Consider the following 17278-nt stretch of genomic DNA (forward strand, 5'->3'; position numbering starts at 1 on the left):
TTAATCCTAAAGGGTAGTAAAAAAACCGGATTAAAGACGCCGCTATACGGTATAAATAATAAGCTGTAGCGCCATATAACCGGTATAGAAGCCGTAAATGAGGATTAAAATTGCACCAAACTGACGAAATAAGTCAGCTTGTTGCAGTTTTTTGAGGAAATTTGCACCCATTCCAACCGTGAGCATCGCAGGGAGGGTTCCCAAACCGAAAGCAAGCATGATACCCGCTCCGTTATACCAACTTCCTGATACGGCCGCCCATGTAAGCATAGAATAAACAAGGCCACATGGTAACCACCCCCAAATGAAACCAAATGGTAGAGCGTGACTAGGATGCTTCAATGGTAGAAATGATTTACCGACAGGAGAAATATAGCGCCATAGTTTTTGTCCGACTTTTTCAAAAAACAACAAGCCGAACCACCATTTACCAATATACAAACCTAAAATAATCATAAAGCCAGCAGCAAACAATCGCAGCCAACCTAGCAGAGCGTTAAAATCGCTTAGCTGACCTATAGAAGAAATTGCACCGCCAATCACACCGCCAATCACGGCATAGCTTAGCAAGCGTCCTAGGTTATAAAGCAGGGGAATGACAGGGGAAGGTTTACTGTTTCCAATTGAAAGAAGCGACGCAATGCCACCACACATTCCCATGCAGTGACCTGCACCGATCAACCCAACAACAAAGGCTCCGATCCAATCAGGCGTCATCGTTCTTTTTGTCTAAGTTAGTTTGGCTTTCTACGTTAGCTTTCTCGTTCTTAACCGGTTTACTATCAGAATGATGATGAGCATTAGTGTCTTCATCAAACAGAATGTTGTGGCCTTGACGCTCAAGGTCTTCAAACTGCTCACTCTTAACTGCCCATAGAAAGATACCGACAGCGATGCACACTAGTACGATTGCAATTGGAATAAGTATGTATAAACTTTCCATTATTTACCTTGCTCTTTTAAAAGCCTTAACGAGTTAGACACAACAATAATAGAGCTAGCAGACATGCCAACAACGGCAATGTATGGAGCAACCAAACCCGCTACGGCCAATGGAAGAATAAGTAAGTTATACCCCAACGACCACGCTAAGTTTTCACGGATTATCTTACGCGTTTTAAGCGCTAATGTTCGTGATTTAAGTAATCTATCGAGTTTGTCACCCAATAACACCATATCCGCTGAGGCTTTCGCCACGTCGGTACCGCCGCCCATAGCAACCGAAAGGTGTGCACCTGCAAGAATAGGCGCATCGTTAATACCGTCACCAACCATCATGGTGATGTCACTAGCGTCTCTAGAGTTTAAATAAGCCAGTTTATCTTCTGGCTTCGCGTTAGCAACAATGTCAGTAATGCCGATCTCTGCCGCAACAGGTTTCGCGTTAATCAAAGAATCGCCAGTGAGCAGGGTCGTTTTGATTCCCGCTTCTTTAAACTTTTTAATAAACTCGATACTTTCTTTACGAATTGGATCTTCATAAGTGAATGTTGCGATATGTCGACCAGACATCGACAAGTAAATACCATTGCTTTCCGATGTTTGTGCATCACCAAGAATGAATTCACTGCTGCCGATAGCGACTTCTTGTCCATTCCACTCACCAGTGATACCAGAGCCAATTACGTTATTGACAGACTCTACTTCGATATCATCAGAAAGATGAGTCTTGAACGCTTTCGCAATAGGGTGGTTAGCATGTTGCTCTAGGCTCGCCGCTACTTTCAAACAGGTGTCTTTATCAAGTTCTGCGAAGGTTTCAACTTGGCTGATACGAATATCACCCTCGGTCAACGTGCCTGTTTTATCTATGATCAAGTGATTCACTTTGCACAAGGTTTCAAACACATGGCCTTTGCGCAGCAAGATACCGAAATTACCCATACGAGAAGTTGAGCAGGTGATGGCTGTCGGTGTTGCAAGCGATAGAGCACAAGGACATGTCGCAACAAGTACCGAGAGCATAATCCAGAAAGCATCTTCTGGACGTGTTTGGTGCCAGTAAAACCAAGTGCCGAACGAGATAACCAGAATCACAGCAACAAAGTATCGAGCAACCACATCGGCAATCTCTGCGATGCGAGGCTTAGACAGTTGCGCTTCATCCTGAAGGCGAACGATATTGGAAATCACGGAATCCGCTTTAGACGTCATCACTTCCAATTCAAACGATTCATCACCATTCAATGTGCCTGCAAAGACAGTATCGCCTTCGTTTTTAACCACATGGATAGACTCGCCAGTCAGCATCGATTCATCAATATGAACTCTACCAGACAGTACTTTACCATCCGCAGGGATATGTTCACCGGGTAGAACCCGAATCTGATCGCCGACTTTCAATGTTTTAACTGGAACTTGTTCACCGTCTAATGTTGTCGCCATAGCTGGAACCAGCTTAAGCAGGTTACCACTCGCGGCGGCTGCTTTACGACGAGCGCGCATTTCAAGGAAACGACCAAGCAACAAGAAGAAGGTGAACATCGAGATAGATTCAAAGAACACTTCGCCTTTTTCGGTTACCGTCGCCACCAAACTTGCGACGTAGGCAAACAATAGAGCGATCGACACAGGAACATCCATGCCCAAGGTTCGGCCTTTAATACTACGCCAAGCGTTAATATAGAACGGTAATGCAGAGTAGAGCAGTACAGGCGTTGCGAAGATCAAACTCACCCAACGAAAGTAGCTTTTGAATTCCGGCTCAAGGCTGCCAAAAACTTCGAGATAAAGCGCCACGGCTAGCATCATAACTTGCATGGTCGCTAAACCCGCGACACCAAGACGATAAAGGTAGTTTTTCATCGAACGATGATAAGCAGCTTCTTGTTGGTCAGCCTCGAATGGTGCGGCTTTGTAGCCCAACCTATGAATCGCGGATAGCAACTCGCTCAGTTTGGCCTGAGTGTTGTCCCAGCTAAGCAGGGCACGGTTAGTCGTGGTATTAACACGAATACTCACAACGCCAAGCTTTGAAGAAACTTGCTTCTCAATAAGCCAAGCACAAGCCGCACAAGAGACACCATCTAGTGACAATGTCACCTCAGAGATGCTTTCGGAGTTACGGACGAACTCAAGTTGAACATCTTCATTGTCATAGTGACTGAGAGCCAGAAGTTGCTCTGGCACCAGATCGGCTTTTTCAGCCGGAGCAGTACGGTATTGGTAATAAGAGACCAAACCGCTATCTATGATTGTCTGGGCTACGGTTTCGCAACCCGGACAACACATCGGACGAACCGATCCTAAAATTTCCACTTTAAAATCCGTTTCCGCTGGTACATCTTCACCGCAGTGATAACAGGATTCACACATAAGCTTTAATTCGTTAGTTGAGTAGGAGTATCAATAGGGAAGTTCATGCGACCTTGCACTAACCATTCAGAATCATGCGGAGAAAGCTCAATAAACCATGGTCCTTGCATTTCGTGATCCAAAGTCATGGTGTAGTTGCCTTTCGCATCCGCTGTCAGTAGTTGAGTAAAATCGCGGTCAGGCAGTGTTCTGTGAACAAACATTGCGTTAATCGCAGGGAAGTGATCGAGTTTACCTTTCTCAAGAGTAATGATAACGGAGTTACCTTTCTCGTTAACTGAAGCTGAAAGGCCGAGTTCCTTTGCAATATTTACTTTTGAAATGTCGACATTAATGCCTTTTCCTTTTTTATAGTAATCCTCAGTCACTAGGTCTACAGAGTTCTGTGTGAACACAATAACCGTCATGATGGTCCAAATAACTACTGTCGCTGGCAACGCGATTAAGAACCACGGCCAAAACTGTTTATACCAAGGCTTTACCATAAAAAAGATCTCAAAAAAGAATAAAAAGAAGGGGTTATAAAATAAAGGAAAGACAGCCTCTTAGAAAGAGGCTGTTATTGAAATGTTACTTATTATCCGAGTTGCTTAAGCTCCACACGTATGATGAAATCAGTTGTACTTTATCCTCGCCTAGAATGTCTTTCCAAGCAGGCATAACGCCAGAGCGTCCGTACATTACTGTTTCCGTCACAGCAGCGCGAGAGTCGCCAAACAACCAGTCGCGGTCGGTCAGGTCAGGTGCACCTACAGCAGGGTTACCCTTACCATCTGTACCGTGACATGCAGCACATACAACAAAGCGTGCTTTACCAGCTTCAGCTTCACGAGCATTCACACTACGTCCAGAAAGGCTAAGCGTGTAGCTAACCACTTCTTTAACGCCTTGCTCACCAAGTGCATCTTTCCAGCCAGGCATTTGGCCAACACGACCATGCATGATTGTTGTCACGATAGCTTGTGGTTCACCACCATATAGCCATGCGTCATCAGTTAGGTTAGGAAAACCTTTTTGACCACGAGCATCAGAGCCGTGACACTGAGAACAGTTTTGCAAGAATAAACGTTGGCCCACTTTAATTGCGTCAGCATCTGATGCAATGTCAGGGACAGAACGTAAACCATTTTCGTCGTGAGCTAGCTTTTTGAATGCTTCACCAAAATAGGTGTTGGCGTCATCAAGCTCTTTCGCGTACTCGTCTAACTGCTTGTTCGCTTGAGCCGCAGCAATCGAAGAGCGAGACTCTTCAATACTACGAACTTCTTGGTTTGAACTTGTCCACCCTAGTAGACCTTTAAAATTGCCAAGGCCAGGGTAAAGAGCAAGGTAAACCGCTGCAAACACAATCGTACTGATGAAAAGGTATGTCCACCATTTTGGTAGTGGGTTATTAAGCTCACGAATACCATCGTATTCATGGCCCATATCATGACCTTCTTCTACGCCAGTTCGATCTTTAAAACACCAACGAAGCAAGACAGCACAACCAATTAGGGTACCAATCGTAATCGCACTAACCCAGATACTCCAGAATGTACTCATTACTTTGTCACTCCTTGATTTTTAGAACTTGTTGCCGGCTCGTCGTCTGCAAACACTAGGTTCGCATCTTCGTCGAAACGTGATTTACGATTCTTGCCGTATGCCCACCAAACGATGCCGATGAAGCAAGCAAAAACAGTAACAGTCCAAACACTTTGAAATGTAATAATGTCCATAATTATTCCTTATTTCATTGCGTGGCCAAGCGATTGAAGGTAAGCGATGATTGCATCCATCTCTGTTTTTCCTTCAACATCTTGTTTAGCGTTAGCAATTTGTTCGTCTGTGTAAGGAACACCAAATTGATTACGGAAGAGTTCAAGCTTCTGTTGAGTCAATTTGCCATCAAGTACATTCTCAGCAAGCCATGGGAAACCAGGCATGTTTGATTCAGGAACAAGTTCACGAGGGTCGATAAGATGAACACGGTGCCACTCATCAGAGTAACGATCACCAACACGCGCTAGATCTGGACCAGTACGCTTAGAACCCCATAGGAATGGGTGTTCCCAAACGCTTTCGCCCGCTACAGAGTAGTGACCGTAACGTTCAGTTTCAGAGCGGAAAGGGCGAATCATTTGGCTGTGACATACGTTACAACCTTCGCGGATATAAATATCACGACCTTCCATTTCCAGAGCAGAGTAAACGCGTAGATTTTCTACAGGTTCAGTCGTCTGCTTTTGGAAAATAAGAGGGGTAATTTCTACTAAAGCACCAAAACTGATAGCAATAACGATCAAGATCGCCAGTAGGCCAACGTTCTTCTCTACCAACTCATGGCGATTATTTGAATTTGAGCTCATTCTAAATCTCCTTAAGCCGGTTGAGGGATAGCTTTAAGGCTATCTTTAGGTGCTGAAACAGTTTTGTACGTGTTGTATGCCATTAAGAACATACCAGATAGGAAGATGAAGCCCCCTAAGAAACGTACAAAGTAGAACGGGTAAGATGCTTCTACAGATTCAACGAAGCTGTAAGTTAATGTACCGTCAGAGTTAACTGCACGCCACATAAGACCTTGCATCACACCAGAGATCCACATTGCAACAATGTAGAAAACCGTACCAATCGTTGCTAACCAGAAGTGAACATTGATTAGAGATACAGAGTACATACGCTCTTGACCAAATAGTTTAGGAACTAAGTGGTAAACCGAACCGATAGAAACCATCGCTACCCAACCTAGCGCACCAGAGTGAACGTGACCGATAGTCCAGTCCGTGTAGTGAGATAGTGCGTTAACCGTTTTGATTGCCATCATTGGGCCTTCGAAAGTCGACATGCCGTAGAATGATAGAGAAACGATTAGGAAACGTAGGATAGGGTCGTAGCGTAGCTTATGCCACGCGCCAGATAGAGTCATAATACCGTTGATCATGCCACCCCAAGATGGAGCAAACAGAACCAAAGACATAACCATACCTAGAGACTGAGTCCAGTCTGGAAGTGCTGTGTAGTGTAGGTGGTGAGGACCAGCCCAAATATACAGAGACACAAGAGCCCAGAAGTGAACAATCGACAAACGGTAAGAGTAAACAGGGCGACCAGCTTGTTTAGGAACGAAGTAATACATCATACCTAGGAAACCAGCTGTCAATAGGAAGCCTACCGCATTGTGTCCGTACCACCATTGCACCATTGCATCGATCGCTCCGGAATAAATCGAGTACGATTTAAACGCAGATACAGGAACAGCCAGGCTGTTAACGATGTGCAACACGGCAACCGTGATGATGAAGGCTCCGAAGAACCAGTTAGCTACATAAATGTGCGATGTCTTACGTTTAATCATGGTTCCGAAGAACACGACCGCATAAGCTACCCACACAAGCGTAATAGCAATATCGATTGGCCATTCAAGTTCTGCGTATTCTTTACCAGAGGTTAAACCTAACGGTAAAGTAATTGCAGCGGACAGGATAATCGCTTGCCAACCCCAAAAGGTAAAGGCTACGAGAGGGCCACCAAAGAGACGCGTCTGACAGGTACGTTGCACAACATAATATGATGTTGCAAACAGCGCACTTGTACCGAACGCAAAAATAACCGCATTAGTATGCAGGGGACGTAAACGACTGTACGTCAGCCACGGCGTATCAAAGTTTAGCTGTGGCCAAACTAATTGAGCGGCAATCAAAACACCAACGCCCATACCGACAATACCCCACAAAATTGTAACGAGGGTAAATTGACGGACGACCGTATAGTTGTAGTTTTGTTCAAGCTGCTTTTCTTGGCTCATTTGCATGCTTCCAATTTCTTATTTACTACACTTTACTTCCAACACGACTCACGTCGTAATGCCACCCAAATTAGAAAAGGAAATTCAGCCTATTCAGAGCTTTATTTCCACTTGCTGATTTTAAAAAAAAGTGGCATTTTCAAGGCGACACTATACTTGAATTAACAAATCAATGACAGAGTAGTAACCTTACGCTTGGTCTGGAATTGGATTTTTATTTAAAAACTTTGAACTTTGTAACAAGGAGTAAAGATTATAATGGCGGCACAAAAGCTAACAAAGGGCAGGCTTGTTCAAATTATCGTCATGTTGGTTATTTTAATAGCTGCATTTACTTGGAGAACAGTGACATACGACAATGACGAAACAGTAAACTGTATAATTTCTAAACCTTGCCAAATTACTATTGATAAACATAATGTTTTAATTTCGGGTGATAACCTAGGGTATTCGATCGAAACATCTAAAACTGGTAAATTTATCATTAACTATAATGAGAGCGGAACTCTAGAAGAAAAAGGGGTATCAATTTGGCTGTTACGAACGAACGCTCAGAACTCCTCAATGACGGTTACATTTCCACAACAGGTAGCCACACTTTCTGTAAACCTTTCTAAGGAATAACACAGTAACAAGTTAGTCTCGCCTCAATTCTTTTGATAGAAATATGTACTAAGTCAGTGAAATAGATTGTATAAAAGTGTTATAAAGAGAGCATTAATAAAATCTTCCGAGATCTATGAAATTTCTATCAAAAGTCTCTTATTCCCTAGACGATAAAATCGCAGTAGATGAGTTGCTCAGTGGGGTGGCAAACCCTGACGATATTGCCTGTCTTATCTGCTACTGCACCGAAGAGTACTCCACACTTGCTGTGCAGAGATATTTGGTAGATGCGCTCCCGAATACACCAATACATGGCTGCACCACTTGTCACGGTATTATGACCGAAACAGGGTTCCATTCAGGCCCTGTGATTGGGATACTCATCATCTATGATTCCGGGATCAATGCCTACGGTACCGGCATCAGTCACTTTGGCGATTCCATAGACCGTAGTACATTCAGCGCCATCGATAAAGCATTAAAGAACGCCAACCGAGAAGGTGAAATACCCGATCTTATCTTGCTCCATTCCACCCCAGGAAATGAAGAGAAGGTGATGGCGGCCATCGATAACAAATTTGGCACAGAGGTGCCGATTATTGGTGGAAGCGCAGCAGACAATCAAGTGTCTGGAAATTGGAGTATCTTTACCGAAGAAGCTCTTGCTATTAACGGCGTCTCTTTAACGGTGTTTTTTGCGTCACAATCCATCTATTCATCTTTTAGCGCCGGTCATACACCCACCCAGTATTCAGGCACCGTCACCAAAGTAAGAAATCGAATATTGTTAGAGATCGACCATAGGCCTGCGACCACCGTTTATAATGAATGGACTGATTTTCATTTAGGTGGCAGTGATGATGGGTATATTTTTGAAAAGTCGACAGTTTATCCATTAGGCCGAAAGGTCGGCTCTTCTTACGACTACCCATATTTCAAGTTATCGCATTCGATCAGAGAAACTGAGTGTAACGGTATCGAGTTGTTCACTGATATAAATGAAGGTGACACCATCTATTTGATGCAAGGCTCTAAGCAACAACTTATAAGTCGTGCCGCTAACATCATTCATTCGTCTTACTATAATGATATGGATCTTGAAGAAAAATTAGGGGCGATCAACATATTCTGTGCAGGACCAATGCTGCACCTAAAACAAGATATGGATGAGGTTTGTGACCAAATCAATCACGCACTTGGTGGGCTTCCATACATATGTCCATTTACGTTTGGTGAGCAAGGTAGACTCTCTGGTGGTGAGAATGCGCACGGAAATTTGATGGTATCTTCTGCAACGTTTTATAGGCTGAAAAAGTAATGGATACTGAAGACCAAGAAGCGCTGCAAGAAGCTCGTATTGAACTCCAAAAACTAAAGGTCCGTGAACGTAAATTAGCTGAAGAGAATAGGGTGATCCTATCGACTATCTCTGCGATCAGTAAGGCGAGTAACATATCTGAAATATTTTCTAGTCTCGAATTCGCACTCAAAAAATACATTAAGTTTGATGATTTTATTGTGGTATCAAGAATAGGGAATGAAGGTAGTTTCAAAACCCTGTTAACCAATAACAAAGTATTCGAACAAATGAATTGGATAGATTGTGGCAAGCTATCGCGAGTCATTAATGGAGAATGTGCCATTCTTTTTGAACCCAAATCTCTGGGTGAATTCAGCACTTTGCATCCCATTATCCTAGACCAAATTAACTCTGTACTGATTACTGGTATTGATAGCGGACTAACACAATCCGTTATCATCTTTATCCATTCCAATACCAAACACTTTAGTATTGAAACCAAAGCCACTCTAAACCGATTTCGACCGCTGATTGAGCGTGCTGTTTTCGATATTGAAAACAAAGAAAAACTTGAAGCGACAGTCCGAGAACGTACAGCAGAACTCGTAGCAGCAAGAAAAGACGCAGAAAGAGCCAACAAAGCCAAATCTGAATTCTTAGCAATGATGAGTCACGAGTTAAGAACGCCGCTAAACGCCACCATAGGCTTAATCGACACGCTAAAGTCCACACCGCTGAATGATGAACAACAATCTATATTGTTAAATATGAGTACATCATCTGAACTCCTATTGGCGATCATCAGTGATGTATTGGACTTTTCGAAGATTGAATCTGGATGCTTCTCGTTGGCTCCTCAATGGAGCAACGCAAGAGACACTGTAACTTTTGTTTTATCTGAACAAAAGAAGATAGCAGACGATAAAGGGTTGTCGTTAACCCTAACTAGCGACATTCCAGAAGGTGAACTACATTACATTGACCCAAGTCGCTTAGCACAGATCCTTTTTAATCTCATTGGTAACGCAATAAAGTTCACTGAACACGGGCATGTACATGTTTCTATTACATACCAGCACAGTTCATTCCGTATTAGCGTAGAAGACACCGGAATTGGCATCAGCTCACAGCAACTTTCGTCATTATTCAGTCCGTTCGTGCAAGCCGATAGCACAATCACACGTAGGTTTGGTGGCACCGGCTTAGGTTTAGCAATAACAAAACGACTAGTAGAACTGATGCGCGGGCATATATCGGTCGAGAGTGAGCCAGGAAAAGCTCGAAATTTGAAGTGCGGTTACCAGTTCTAACGAGAGTTACGAACAATCAAGATCATGCTGCAGAAGATAAATACTCGCAAGTTCCCAGAACCCGTTATTCAGTGTTGGTTGTTGAAGACAACCCAACCAATCAGATGGTAATTCAATTGATCCTTGCGCGGCAAGGCCACGAAGTTTTCATCGCAAGCAACGGTGAAGAAGCCATTGGCTTTGTAGAAAGAGGTAATGATCCGATAGACATTATCTTGATGGATGTGTCGATGCCAGTTATGGACGGAATAACCACAACCAAATACATGAGAGACGCAAACATCAAAACACCAATCGTCGCGCTAACGGCACACACATCAGTAGAAGATAAATTTTCTTGTTTAGATGTCGGTATGAATGATTTCATTACCAAACCTGTAAGAACCAAAGAGATCATTGAAGCAATTGATAGGTTAATGCTTGAAGTCTAATAAACGTATTCTTAATCGAAGATTAGGAAATATGTTTATTAGGTATTTTATGGTAAATAGACTTACTGTTAAATAGAACGTCAGTTTGGCAGTCAAACAAGAGGCAGGACATCACACAAAGATACCTGCCTTATAAACACCAAACCTAATTTAACATAATATACATAATACGCACTAAGGCGTAAGTTCTTTCTGGGGGCTATCTAGCTGCTCTTGAGCTTTAATCTGTGGATAGATTCGCATAAAGCTGACCATTCCCTGTAACTCTTCAATCTGGTCATTCATATGATCATGCAAATTGTAGGCTATCTCTTTCGGACAATTCCCAGTACCAAGGAAGATTGAAATATTAGAGATTTCATTAAGCTTAGATTCTAAGTCTGATAGCGTGTATTCTTTAACTGTCATAATCAACTCCGATATAGTTGGTTGTGTAAAAGCCCGTAGCTGTGTCACCAGTTACGGGCTTTGTTTTATTTTGTAATAAGTGGTTCTGAGTCTGTAAGAATTCTCAATGCCGATTGGCAATTGGGACACTCAATTTTTGAAAGAAATGCACCAATGAAAACCTCATCTTCAAAGAACGGCTTATAACAAGATGTACACTGATATTTCGGGTCGTCCTCACGGCTCACCATAGTAAATCCACCCTTATAATGAATGGTACGCTTAGGTAATTTGAACATTATAAATCGACCTCCATTGGTGTGATGATTTTTCCGTACTTCTTTAGCTCCACAGTGCCAAAATTATTAACGATATAAGAAGAGCTATGAAAGGTATAAAATCCGGCTTCATAAGGTGGTTGACCTTCTTCCAGTTGAACCTTGGTAAGCGTTGGGAAACGACCTTGTAGATGTGCATAAGCGTCTTGTTCGTAAATAGTACGTGGTGGCTTTCCGTCTTTCCCTGGCATGGTTCTAGATGTGACTTTTACATCTTCTTTGAATACTTCGATTTTTAACATGGTGCTTTTCCTATGCGTAGGCTTTGAAAGGTAAAATATTAGTTTCGGCTACAACTGGCATCTTGTACCAAGGCGGAATTTTAAGTGGCTGAACCTCGATAACCTCAGAACGTTTAAGCGTTGGACACATCCGACTAACATCGAATTGTTGACCGATATCGATACCAATCGCTTTTAGGCGCGCTTTGTGTTCGTAAAATTGACTATCTTTTAAAACACTTCTTAAATTTGTTCCGTGTTGCCACATAATGGCGTAACTCTGCGTTGCATTGGCTGCTTGTCGGCTCTTAACTACGCCTAGTGATAAAAGTTGGTCTGCAAAGGATTGATGCTCGTCGTGTGATATGTGTGTTGTTTTCATAGCATTCTCAATGTCTTGTAAGTGATTATAGAAATCTTGTTCTGTTGTGATCCCGTAAAACTGTAAGTCGTGTCGTTTTAATAATGCCTGCCTCAAACTGTGCTCTTCTCGAACAACACCGAATGATTCGCAATAATCAATAAGCTTGTTCACGTAATTTAATGCCTCTTGTGATACTCCTTCTTTTTTGCGTTGGTCTTTTAATAAATGTCTCTGTAAATCAACCGCTTTTGCATATAGCTTGTCCATTATCCACGTAGAGCCTTCACCCCAGTTACATGTATTGCCATCAGGATAGAGCTTAGGTTTTCGGCCTCGACCAATTTGCATAGAAGAAAGACCTCGAATAAAAGAGCGTTCCTTACCCTTCCCTACAGCTAAATTTCTAGTCCAATCTATTGATGTAATTTCAGCACCATTACCAATCAATGAAGACGATTTACCATCAGCCGATTGACGGTGAGCAAAGCGAGTATTTTTAGTAAACGGAGGTAAGTCATACGAAGCTAAAATATGGTTATAAATTGCTACACATTCATCAAGCGTCTGTAATCCAAATAGGTTGTCCATACGCTGCCAGCGCGACGGGTTACCCTCAACTCGAACGCGAGTTCCATTACATCGAATAGTTAACTTTGTACTGTATGAGCCTTCTAATATTTTTTGGTTAACTGTGGGTGGAAGGTTTTCACCAGTTTCTAACTCAACCCTTTCGATAACATGACGCCCCACAAGAGGAAGATTTCCCTCATGGTGATCTTGTTGCATGAAAAGTTGGTCAATAAAGAACAAATGGAAACCCTGTCAAGAATCAATACAAACATTTTTATGTATGTACACAGATATAAATGTATGGCTGAATAATATGACATATAAAAGTAGGTGTAAACTTAAACTTAAATAGGGTTTTGATATGGATTACGTAAACATGAGTGTTGGTAGTGTTCTAAAAGACAAGCGAATTGAATTAAACATCAAACAAGAAGATATTGCAGAGCAGATGAAAGTGACGGTACAAACCGTAAGTAAATGGGAAAGAGATATTACCGAACCCAAAGCAACCCAAGTTTCAAAGCTAAGTCAGATTCTCAAAATTTCAGAGAAAGAAATCTGCAGCGGTGATATTCAAAGTCAGAAGATTGATCCTCTAGATTTTGTTAGGCGCGTTGGGATATTAATGCAGCATGTGCCACATACAGAAATGCTAATAGGTATGCATAAGTATATTAATGATACGGAAGGATTCATCCGTATGCTTTCTCAGGTATCAGAGTACCCTTTCGAGCTCTTTGATATCGAAGCAAGAGAAGACGAAATTTGTCATGCAAAGTTAGTATTAAAAGTAATCGAGAATGGCCAACTTGATGCTAGCGAAGAAGAAATAAAGAAAGCAAAAGAACATGCCATTAAAGTTCTAGATAAAGAGAAATAGTCCGGATGTCCGGAGTTAGTTGGGGTGTTATAATACGCACTAAGGCGTAAGTTCTTTCTGGGGGCTATCTAGCTGCTCTTGAGCTTTAATCTGTGGATAGATTCGCATAAAGCTGACCATTCCCTGTAACTCTTCAATCTGGTCATTCATATGATCATGCAAATTGTAGGCTATCTCTTTCGGACAATTCCCAGTACCAAGGAAGATTGAAATATTAGAGATTTCATTAAGCTTAGATTCTAAGTCTGATAGCGTGTATTCTTTAACTGTCATAATCAACTCCGATATAGTTGGTTGTGTAAAAGCCCGTAGCTGTGTCACCAGTTACGGGCTTTGTTTTATTTTGTAATAAGTGGTTCTGAGTCTGTAAGAATTCTCAATGCCGATTGGCAATTGGGACACTCAATTTTTGAAAGAAATGCACCAATGAAAACCTCATCTTCAAAGAACGGCTTATAACAAGATGTACACTGATATTTCGGGTCGTCCTCACGGCTCACCATAGTAAATCCACCCTTATAATGAATGGTACGCTTAGGTAATTTGAACATTATAAATCGACCTCCATTGGTGTGATGATTTTTCCGTACTTCTTTAGCTCCACAGTGCCAAAATTATTAACGATATAAGAAGAGCTATGAAAGGTATAAAATCCGGCTTCATAAGGTGGTTGACCTTCTTCCAGTTGAACCTTGGTAAGCGTTGGGAAACGACCTTGTAGATGTGCATAAGCGTCTTGTTCGTAAATAGTACGTGGTGGCTTTCCGTCTTTCCCTGGCATGGTTCTAGATGTGACTTTTACATCTTCTTTGAATACTTCGATTTTTAACATGGTGCTTTTCCTATGCGTAGGCTTTGAAAGGTAAAATATTAGTTTCGGCTACAACTGGCATCTTGTACCAAGGCGGAATTTTAAGTGGCTGAACCTCGATAACCTCAGAACGTTTAAGCGTTGGACACATCCGACTAACATCGAATTGTTGACCGATATCGATACCAATCGCTTTTAGGCGCGCTTTGTGTTCGTAAAATTGACTATCTTTTAAAACACTTCTTAAATTTGTTCCGTGTTGCCACATAATGGCGTAACTCTGCGTTGCATTGGCTGCTTGTCGGCTCTTAACTACGCCTAGTGATAAAAGTTGGTCTGCAAAGGATTGATGCTCGTCGTGTGATATGTGTGTTGTTTTCATAGCATTCTCAATGTCTTGTAAGTGATTATAGAAATCTTGTTCTGTTGTGATCCCGTAAAACTGTAAGTCGTGTCGTTTTAATAATGCCTGCCTCAAACTGTGCTCTTCTCGAACAACACCGAATGATTCGCAATAATCAATAAGCTTGTTCACGTAATTTAATGCCTCTTGTGATACTCCTTCTTTTTTGCGTTGGTCTTTTAATAAATGTCTCTGTAAATCAACCGCTTTTGCATATAGCTTGTCCATTATCCACGTAGAGCCTTCACCCCAGTTACATGTATTGCCATCAGGATAGAGCTTAGGTTTTCGGCCTCGACCAATTTGCATAGAAGAAAGACCTCGAATAAAAGAGCGTTCCTTACCCTTCCCTACAGCTAAATTTCTAGTCCAATCTATTGATGTAATTTCAGCACCATTACCAATCAATGAAGACGATTTACCATCAGCCGATTGACGGTGAGCAAAGCGAGTATTTTTAGTAAACGGAGGTAAGTCATACGAAGCTAAAATATGGTTATAAATTGCTACACATTCATCAAGCGTCTGTAATCCAAATAGGTTGTCCATACGCTGCCAGCGCGACGGGTTACCCTCAACTCGAACGCGAGTTCCATTACATCGAATAGTTAACTTTGTACTGTATGAGCCTTCTAATATTTTTTGGTTAACTGTGGGTGGAAGGTTTTCACCAGTTTCTAACTCAACCCTTTCGATAACATGACGCCCCACAAGAGGAAGATTTCCCTCATGGTGATCTTGTTGCATGAAAAGTTGGTCAATAAAGAACAAATGGAAACCCTGTCAAGAATCAATACAAACATTTTTATGTATGTACACAGATATAAATGTATGGCTGAATAATATGACATATAAAAGTAGGTGTAAACTTAAACTTAAATAGGGTTTTGATATGGATTACGTAAACATGAGTGTTGGTAGTGTTCTAAAAGACAAGCGAATTGAATTAAACATCAAACAAGAAGATATTGCAGAGCAGATGAAAGTGACGGTACAAACCGTAAGTAAATGGGAAAGAGATATTACCGAACCCAAAGCAACCCAAGTTTCAAAGCTAAGTCAGATTCTCAAAATTTCAGAGAAAGAAATCTGCAGCGGTGATATTCAAAGTCAGAAGATTGATCCTCTAGATTTTGTTAGGCGCGTTGGGATATTAATGCAGCATGTGCCACATACAGAAATGCTAATAGGTATGCATAAGTATATTAATGATACGGAAGGATTCATCCGTATGCTTTCTCAGGTATCAGAGTACCCTTTCGAGCTCTTTGATATCGAAGCAAGAGAAGACGAAATTTGTCATGCAAAGTTAGTATTAAAAGTAATCGAGAATGGCCAACTTGATGCTAGCGAAGAAGAAATAAAGAAAGCAAAAGAACATGCCATTAAAGTTCTAGATAAAGAGAAATAGTCCGGATGTCCGGAGTTAGTTGGGGTGTTACAGGAACCCCAACCCTTCGGGTGACCGATTGAGATTTTGAAGATGACCTTTTGAGGTCATTTTTTTTGAGTGAAATTCCAATATTTGGACAAGAGTCCACTATTAAAGATAGTGGACTCTTGAAAAGGAAAGCCCCGACCCCGCGCTACGCTTGCCTCGGTGTTCGGTGGCTTTCTTCTCCTTTTCTCCTTCTCACCGTCCTTGCTCAGTCTTCGCCGTCCTTGTTCGTCGTCAAGCGTCGAGTAATCGATAGAAACGAAAATTGGGAGTGCTCTGTACCAAAAAGCTATTCTGGCAAAATGAAAGGAAGGTTTTGTGATCTTCTTTGGAGGGAGTAACGCTTCGCTGCTTTTCGGGCATTTGGGGGAGCCATACCCAAGAACTGTATCGAGTGCCCTTATCCCTGCGGGGCTAGTTTCGCTAATCCTCGTCGCTTGCGGTCGGTGTCTGATTTGTATAACCACCACCTAATAGAGAGCTACTCAAGTTCTTGGTCTCAGACCAAAAAATCAACCAACGCGTCACGTTTGCCTGTAACTTAAAAGCATGCCATGATACAAACACTACTTTATAAGTAGAAACGCAAAAACCACAATTAAGTGGCTTTTTTTTAAACTTTCCAATTACTAAAATTGATTGCCGTCGAAGCTAGTAACTGGTCATCCAATAGAGGATATAAAGATGAGATATATAGATATCGCCATCAAGCTCGTTGAACTGCTTCAGGCAGTTGTCGAACTTCTAGTTTCAATCTCCTAAAACTAGGTTAGCCGCCTAACATTCCAGTGTTAGGTGGTTCCCCTAATAATACAAGCCTCTATTACAATGTAAAGGAATCTTTACTTTTTTGCTCATCAAAACGTATTATGCGAATTATGTTATGGGTTAACCTCTAACAACGATTTTCCTAACGAGCATCAAAAAGGCCAGACAAGCTGACCTCCTCATTGAGCATGTTACTCGCCCACGTTCTTATTCCGTTAAGCAGAGCAAACCCTCAACATAATTCATAACCATAATACGCACTGATGTGGGAATTCATTTATTTTGGTAAGACGATGATTTGTATGCTATTTTTAAAAACCCAACTCACAATGAAACATTCGCTGAG

18 protein-coding genes and 1 pseudogene are annotated in these 17278 nt (G+C 41.8%); 5 read left to right on the plus strand and 14 right to left on the minus strand.

Annotation, left to right across the window (positions count from 1 at the left end):
• Positions 1-42 precede the first annotated feature (42 nt).
• From ACED60_RS13950 to ccoN, 8 genes are all read right to left on the minus strand, one after another.
• Complete coding sequence (locus ACED60_RS13950; RefSeq protein ID WP_371727795.1) at positions 43-717, minus strand: sulfite exporter TauE/SafE family protein; 675 nt, start codon at positions 715-717, stop codon at positions 43-45.
• Entirely contained in the window at positions 707-943 is a 237-nt protein-coding gene (gene ccoS / locus ACED60_RS13955) for a cbb3-type cytochrome oxidase assembly protein CcoS (protein ID WP_139683896.1), read from the minus strand. Before ccoS ends, ACED60_RS13950 begins: the two co-directional genes overlap by 11 nt.
• Positions 943-3315, minus strand: coding sequence for a heavy metal translocating P-type ATPase (locus ACED60_RS13960; RefSeq protein ID WP_371727797.1), 2373 nt, complete (start codon positions 3313-3315; stop codon positions 943-945). The genes ccoS and ACED60_RS13960 overlap by 1 nt, the downstream gene beginning before the upstream one ends.
• A gap of 5 nt (positions 3316-3320) precedes the next feature.
• Positions 3321-3800: a FixH family protein gene (locus tag ACED60_RS13965; RefSeq protein WP_009846710.1), complete on the minus strand. Its 480-nt coding sequence runs from the start codon at positions 3798-3800 to the stop codon at positions 3321-3323.
• Positions 3801-3885: 85 nt separating this feature from the next.
• Positions 3886-4860 carry a cytochrome-c oxidase, cbb3-type subunit III gene (gene ccoP, locus ACED60_RS13970; protein WP_009846709.1) on the minus strand — a complete coding sequence of 325 codons (975 nt, stop codon included), beginning with the start codon at positions 4858-4860 and terminating at the stop codon, positions 3886-3888.
• Entirely contained in the window at positions 4860-5036 is a 177-nt protein-coding gene (locus tag ACED60_RS13975) for a CcoQ/FixQ family Cbb3-type cytochrome c oxidase assembly chaperone (RefSeq protein WP_009846708.1), read from the minus strand. The genes ccoP and ACED60_RS13975 overlap by 1 nt, the downstream gene beginning before the upstream one ends.
• Positions 5037-5045: 9 nt before the next feature.
• The gene (gene ccoO / locus ACED60_RS13980) at positions 5046-5666 is read right to left on the minus strand and encodes a cytochrome-c oxidase, cbb3-type subunit II (protein WP_004742292.1); all 621 of its coding nucleotides are present in this window, start codon (positions 5664-5666) and stop codon (positions 5046-5048) included.
• Positions 5667-5677: 11 nt separating this feature from the next.
• Entirely contained in the window at positions 5678-7111 is a 1434-nt protein-coding gene (gene ccoN / locus ACED60_RS13985; RefSeq protein WP_009846707.1) for a cytochrome-c oxidase, cbb3-type subunit I, read from the minus strand.
• A 252-nt stretch (positions 7112-7363) separates the two neighbouring features.
• Between ccoN and ACED60_RS13990 the strand changes: the two genes are divergently transcribed.
• The 3 genes and pseudogenes from ACED60_RS13990 (at position 7364) to ACED60_RS14000 (ending at position 10752) form a co-directional block, all read left to right on the plus strand.
• The gene (locus ACED60_RS13990; RefSeq protein ID WP_371727798.1) at positions 7364-7729 is read left to right on the plus strand and encodes a hypothetical protein; all 366 of its coding nucleotides are present in this window, start codon (positions 7364-7366) and stop codon (positions 7727-7729) included.
• A gap of 115 nt (positions 7730-7844) precedes the next feature.
• Positions 7845-9029 carry an FIST signal transduction protein gene (locus ACED60_RS13995; RefSeq protein WP_122047303.1) on the plus strand — a complete coding sequence of 395 codons (1185 nt, stop codon included), beginning with the start codon at positions 7845-7847 and terminating at the stop codon, positions 9027-9029.
• A pseudogene (locus tag ACED60_RS14000) lies at positions 9029-10752 on the plus strand (ATP-binding protein). The gene ACED60_RS13995 and the pseudogene ACED60_RS14000 overlap by 1 nt, the downstream one beginning before the upstream one ends.
• Positions 10753-10926: 174 nt before the next feature.
• On the opposite strand, the gene ACED60_RS14005 reads toward ACED60_RS14000, so the two are convergent.
• From ACED60_RS14005 to ACED60_RS14015, 3 genes are all read right to left on the minus strand, one after another.
• A complete protein-coding gene (locus ACED60_RS14005) occupies positions 10927-11160 on the minus strand; it encodes an RstC protein (RefSeq protein WP_371693277.1) in 234 nt (77 codons plus the stop codon).
• A 277-nt stretch (positions 11161-11437) separates the two neighbouring features.
• Positions 11438-11719 (minus strand): single-stranded DNA-binding protein, encoded by a 282-nt coding sequence (locus ACED60_RS14010; RefSeq protein ID WP_371693278.1) that lies wholly within the window; start codon positions 11717-11719, stop codon positions 11438-11440.
• Between the two features lie 10 nt (positions 11720-11729).
• Positions 11730-12872: a phage/plasmid replication protein, II/X family gene (locus ACED60_RS14015; RefSeq protein ID WP_371727799.1), complete on the minus strand. Its 1143-nt coding sequence runs from the start codon at positions 12870-12872 to the stop codon at positions 11730-11732.
• Positions 12873-12993: 121 nt separating this feature from the next.
• On the opposite strand from ACED60_RS14015, the gene ACED60_RS14020 reads away from it, so the two are divergent.
• Positions 12994-13512 (plus strand): helix-turn-helix domain-containing protein, encoded by a 519-nt coding sequence (locus ACED60_RS14020; RefSeq protein WP_076647607.1) that lies wholly within the window; start codon positions 12994-12996, stop codon positions 13510-13512.
• Positions 13513-13551: 39 nt separating this feature from the next.
• Here ACED60_RS14020 and ACED60_RS14025 read toward each other — a convergent pair whose 3' ends face one another.
• The 3 genes from ACED60_RS14025 to ACED60_RS14035 all read right to left on the minus strand — a co-directional run bounded on the left by ACED60_RS14025 (position 13552) and on the right by ACED60_RS14035 (position 15497).
• Entirely contained in the window at positions 13552-13785 is a 234-nt protein-coding gene (locus ACED60_RS14025; RefSeq protein WP_371693277.1) for an RstC protein, read from the minus strand.
• Positions 13786-14062: 277 nt separating this feature from the next.
• Positions 14063-14344, minus strand: coding sequence for a single-stranded DNA-binding protein (locus ACED60_RS14030; RefSeq protein ID WP_371693278.1), 282 nt, complete (start codon positions 14342-14344; stop codon positions 14063-14065).
• Positions 14345-14354: 10 nt separating this feature from the next.
• A complete protein-coding gene (locus tag ACED60_RS14035) occupies positions 14355-15497 on the minus strand; it encodes a phage/plasmid replication protein, II/X family (protein WP_371727799.1) in 1143 nt (380 codons plus the stop codon).
• Positions 15498-15618: 121 nt separating this feature from the next.
• Here ACED60_RS14035 and ACED60_RS14040 point away from each other — a divergent pair, with 121 nt between their 5' ends.
• Positions 15619-16137: a helix-turn-helix domain-containing protein gene (locus ACED60_RS14040; RefSeq protein ID WP_076647607.1), complete on the plus strand. Its 519-nt coding sequence runs from the start codon at positions 15619-15621 to the stop codon at positions 16135-16137.
• The last annotated feature ends 1141 nt before the right edge of the window (positions 16138-17278 follow it).

The sequence above is a fragment of the Vibrio sp. 1F279 genome, assembly GCF_041439815.1.
Classification (GTDB): domain Bacteria; phylum Pseudomonadota; class Gammaproteobacteria; order Enterobacterales; family Vibrionaceae; genus Vibrio; species Vibrio tasmaniensis_A.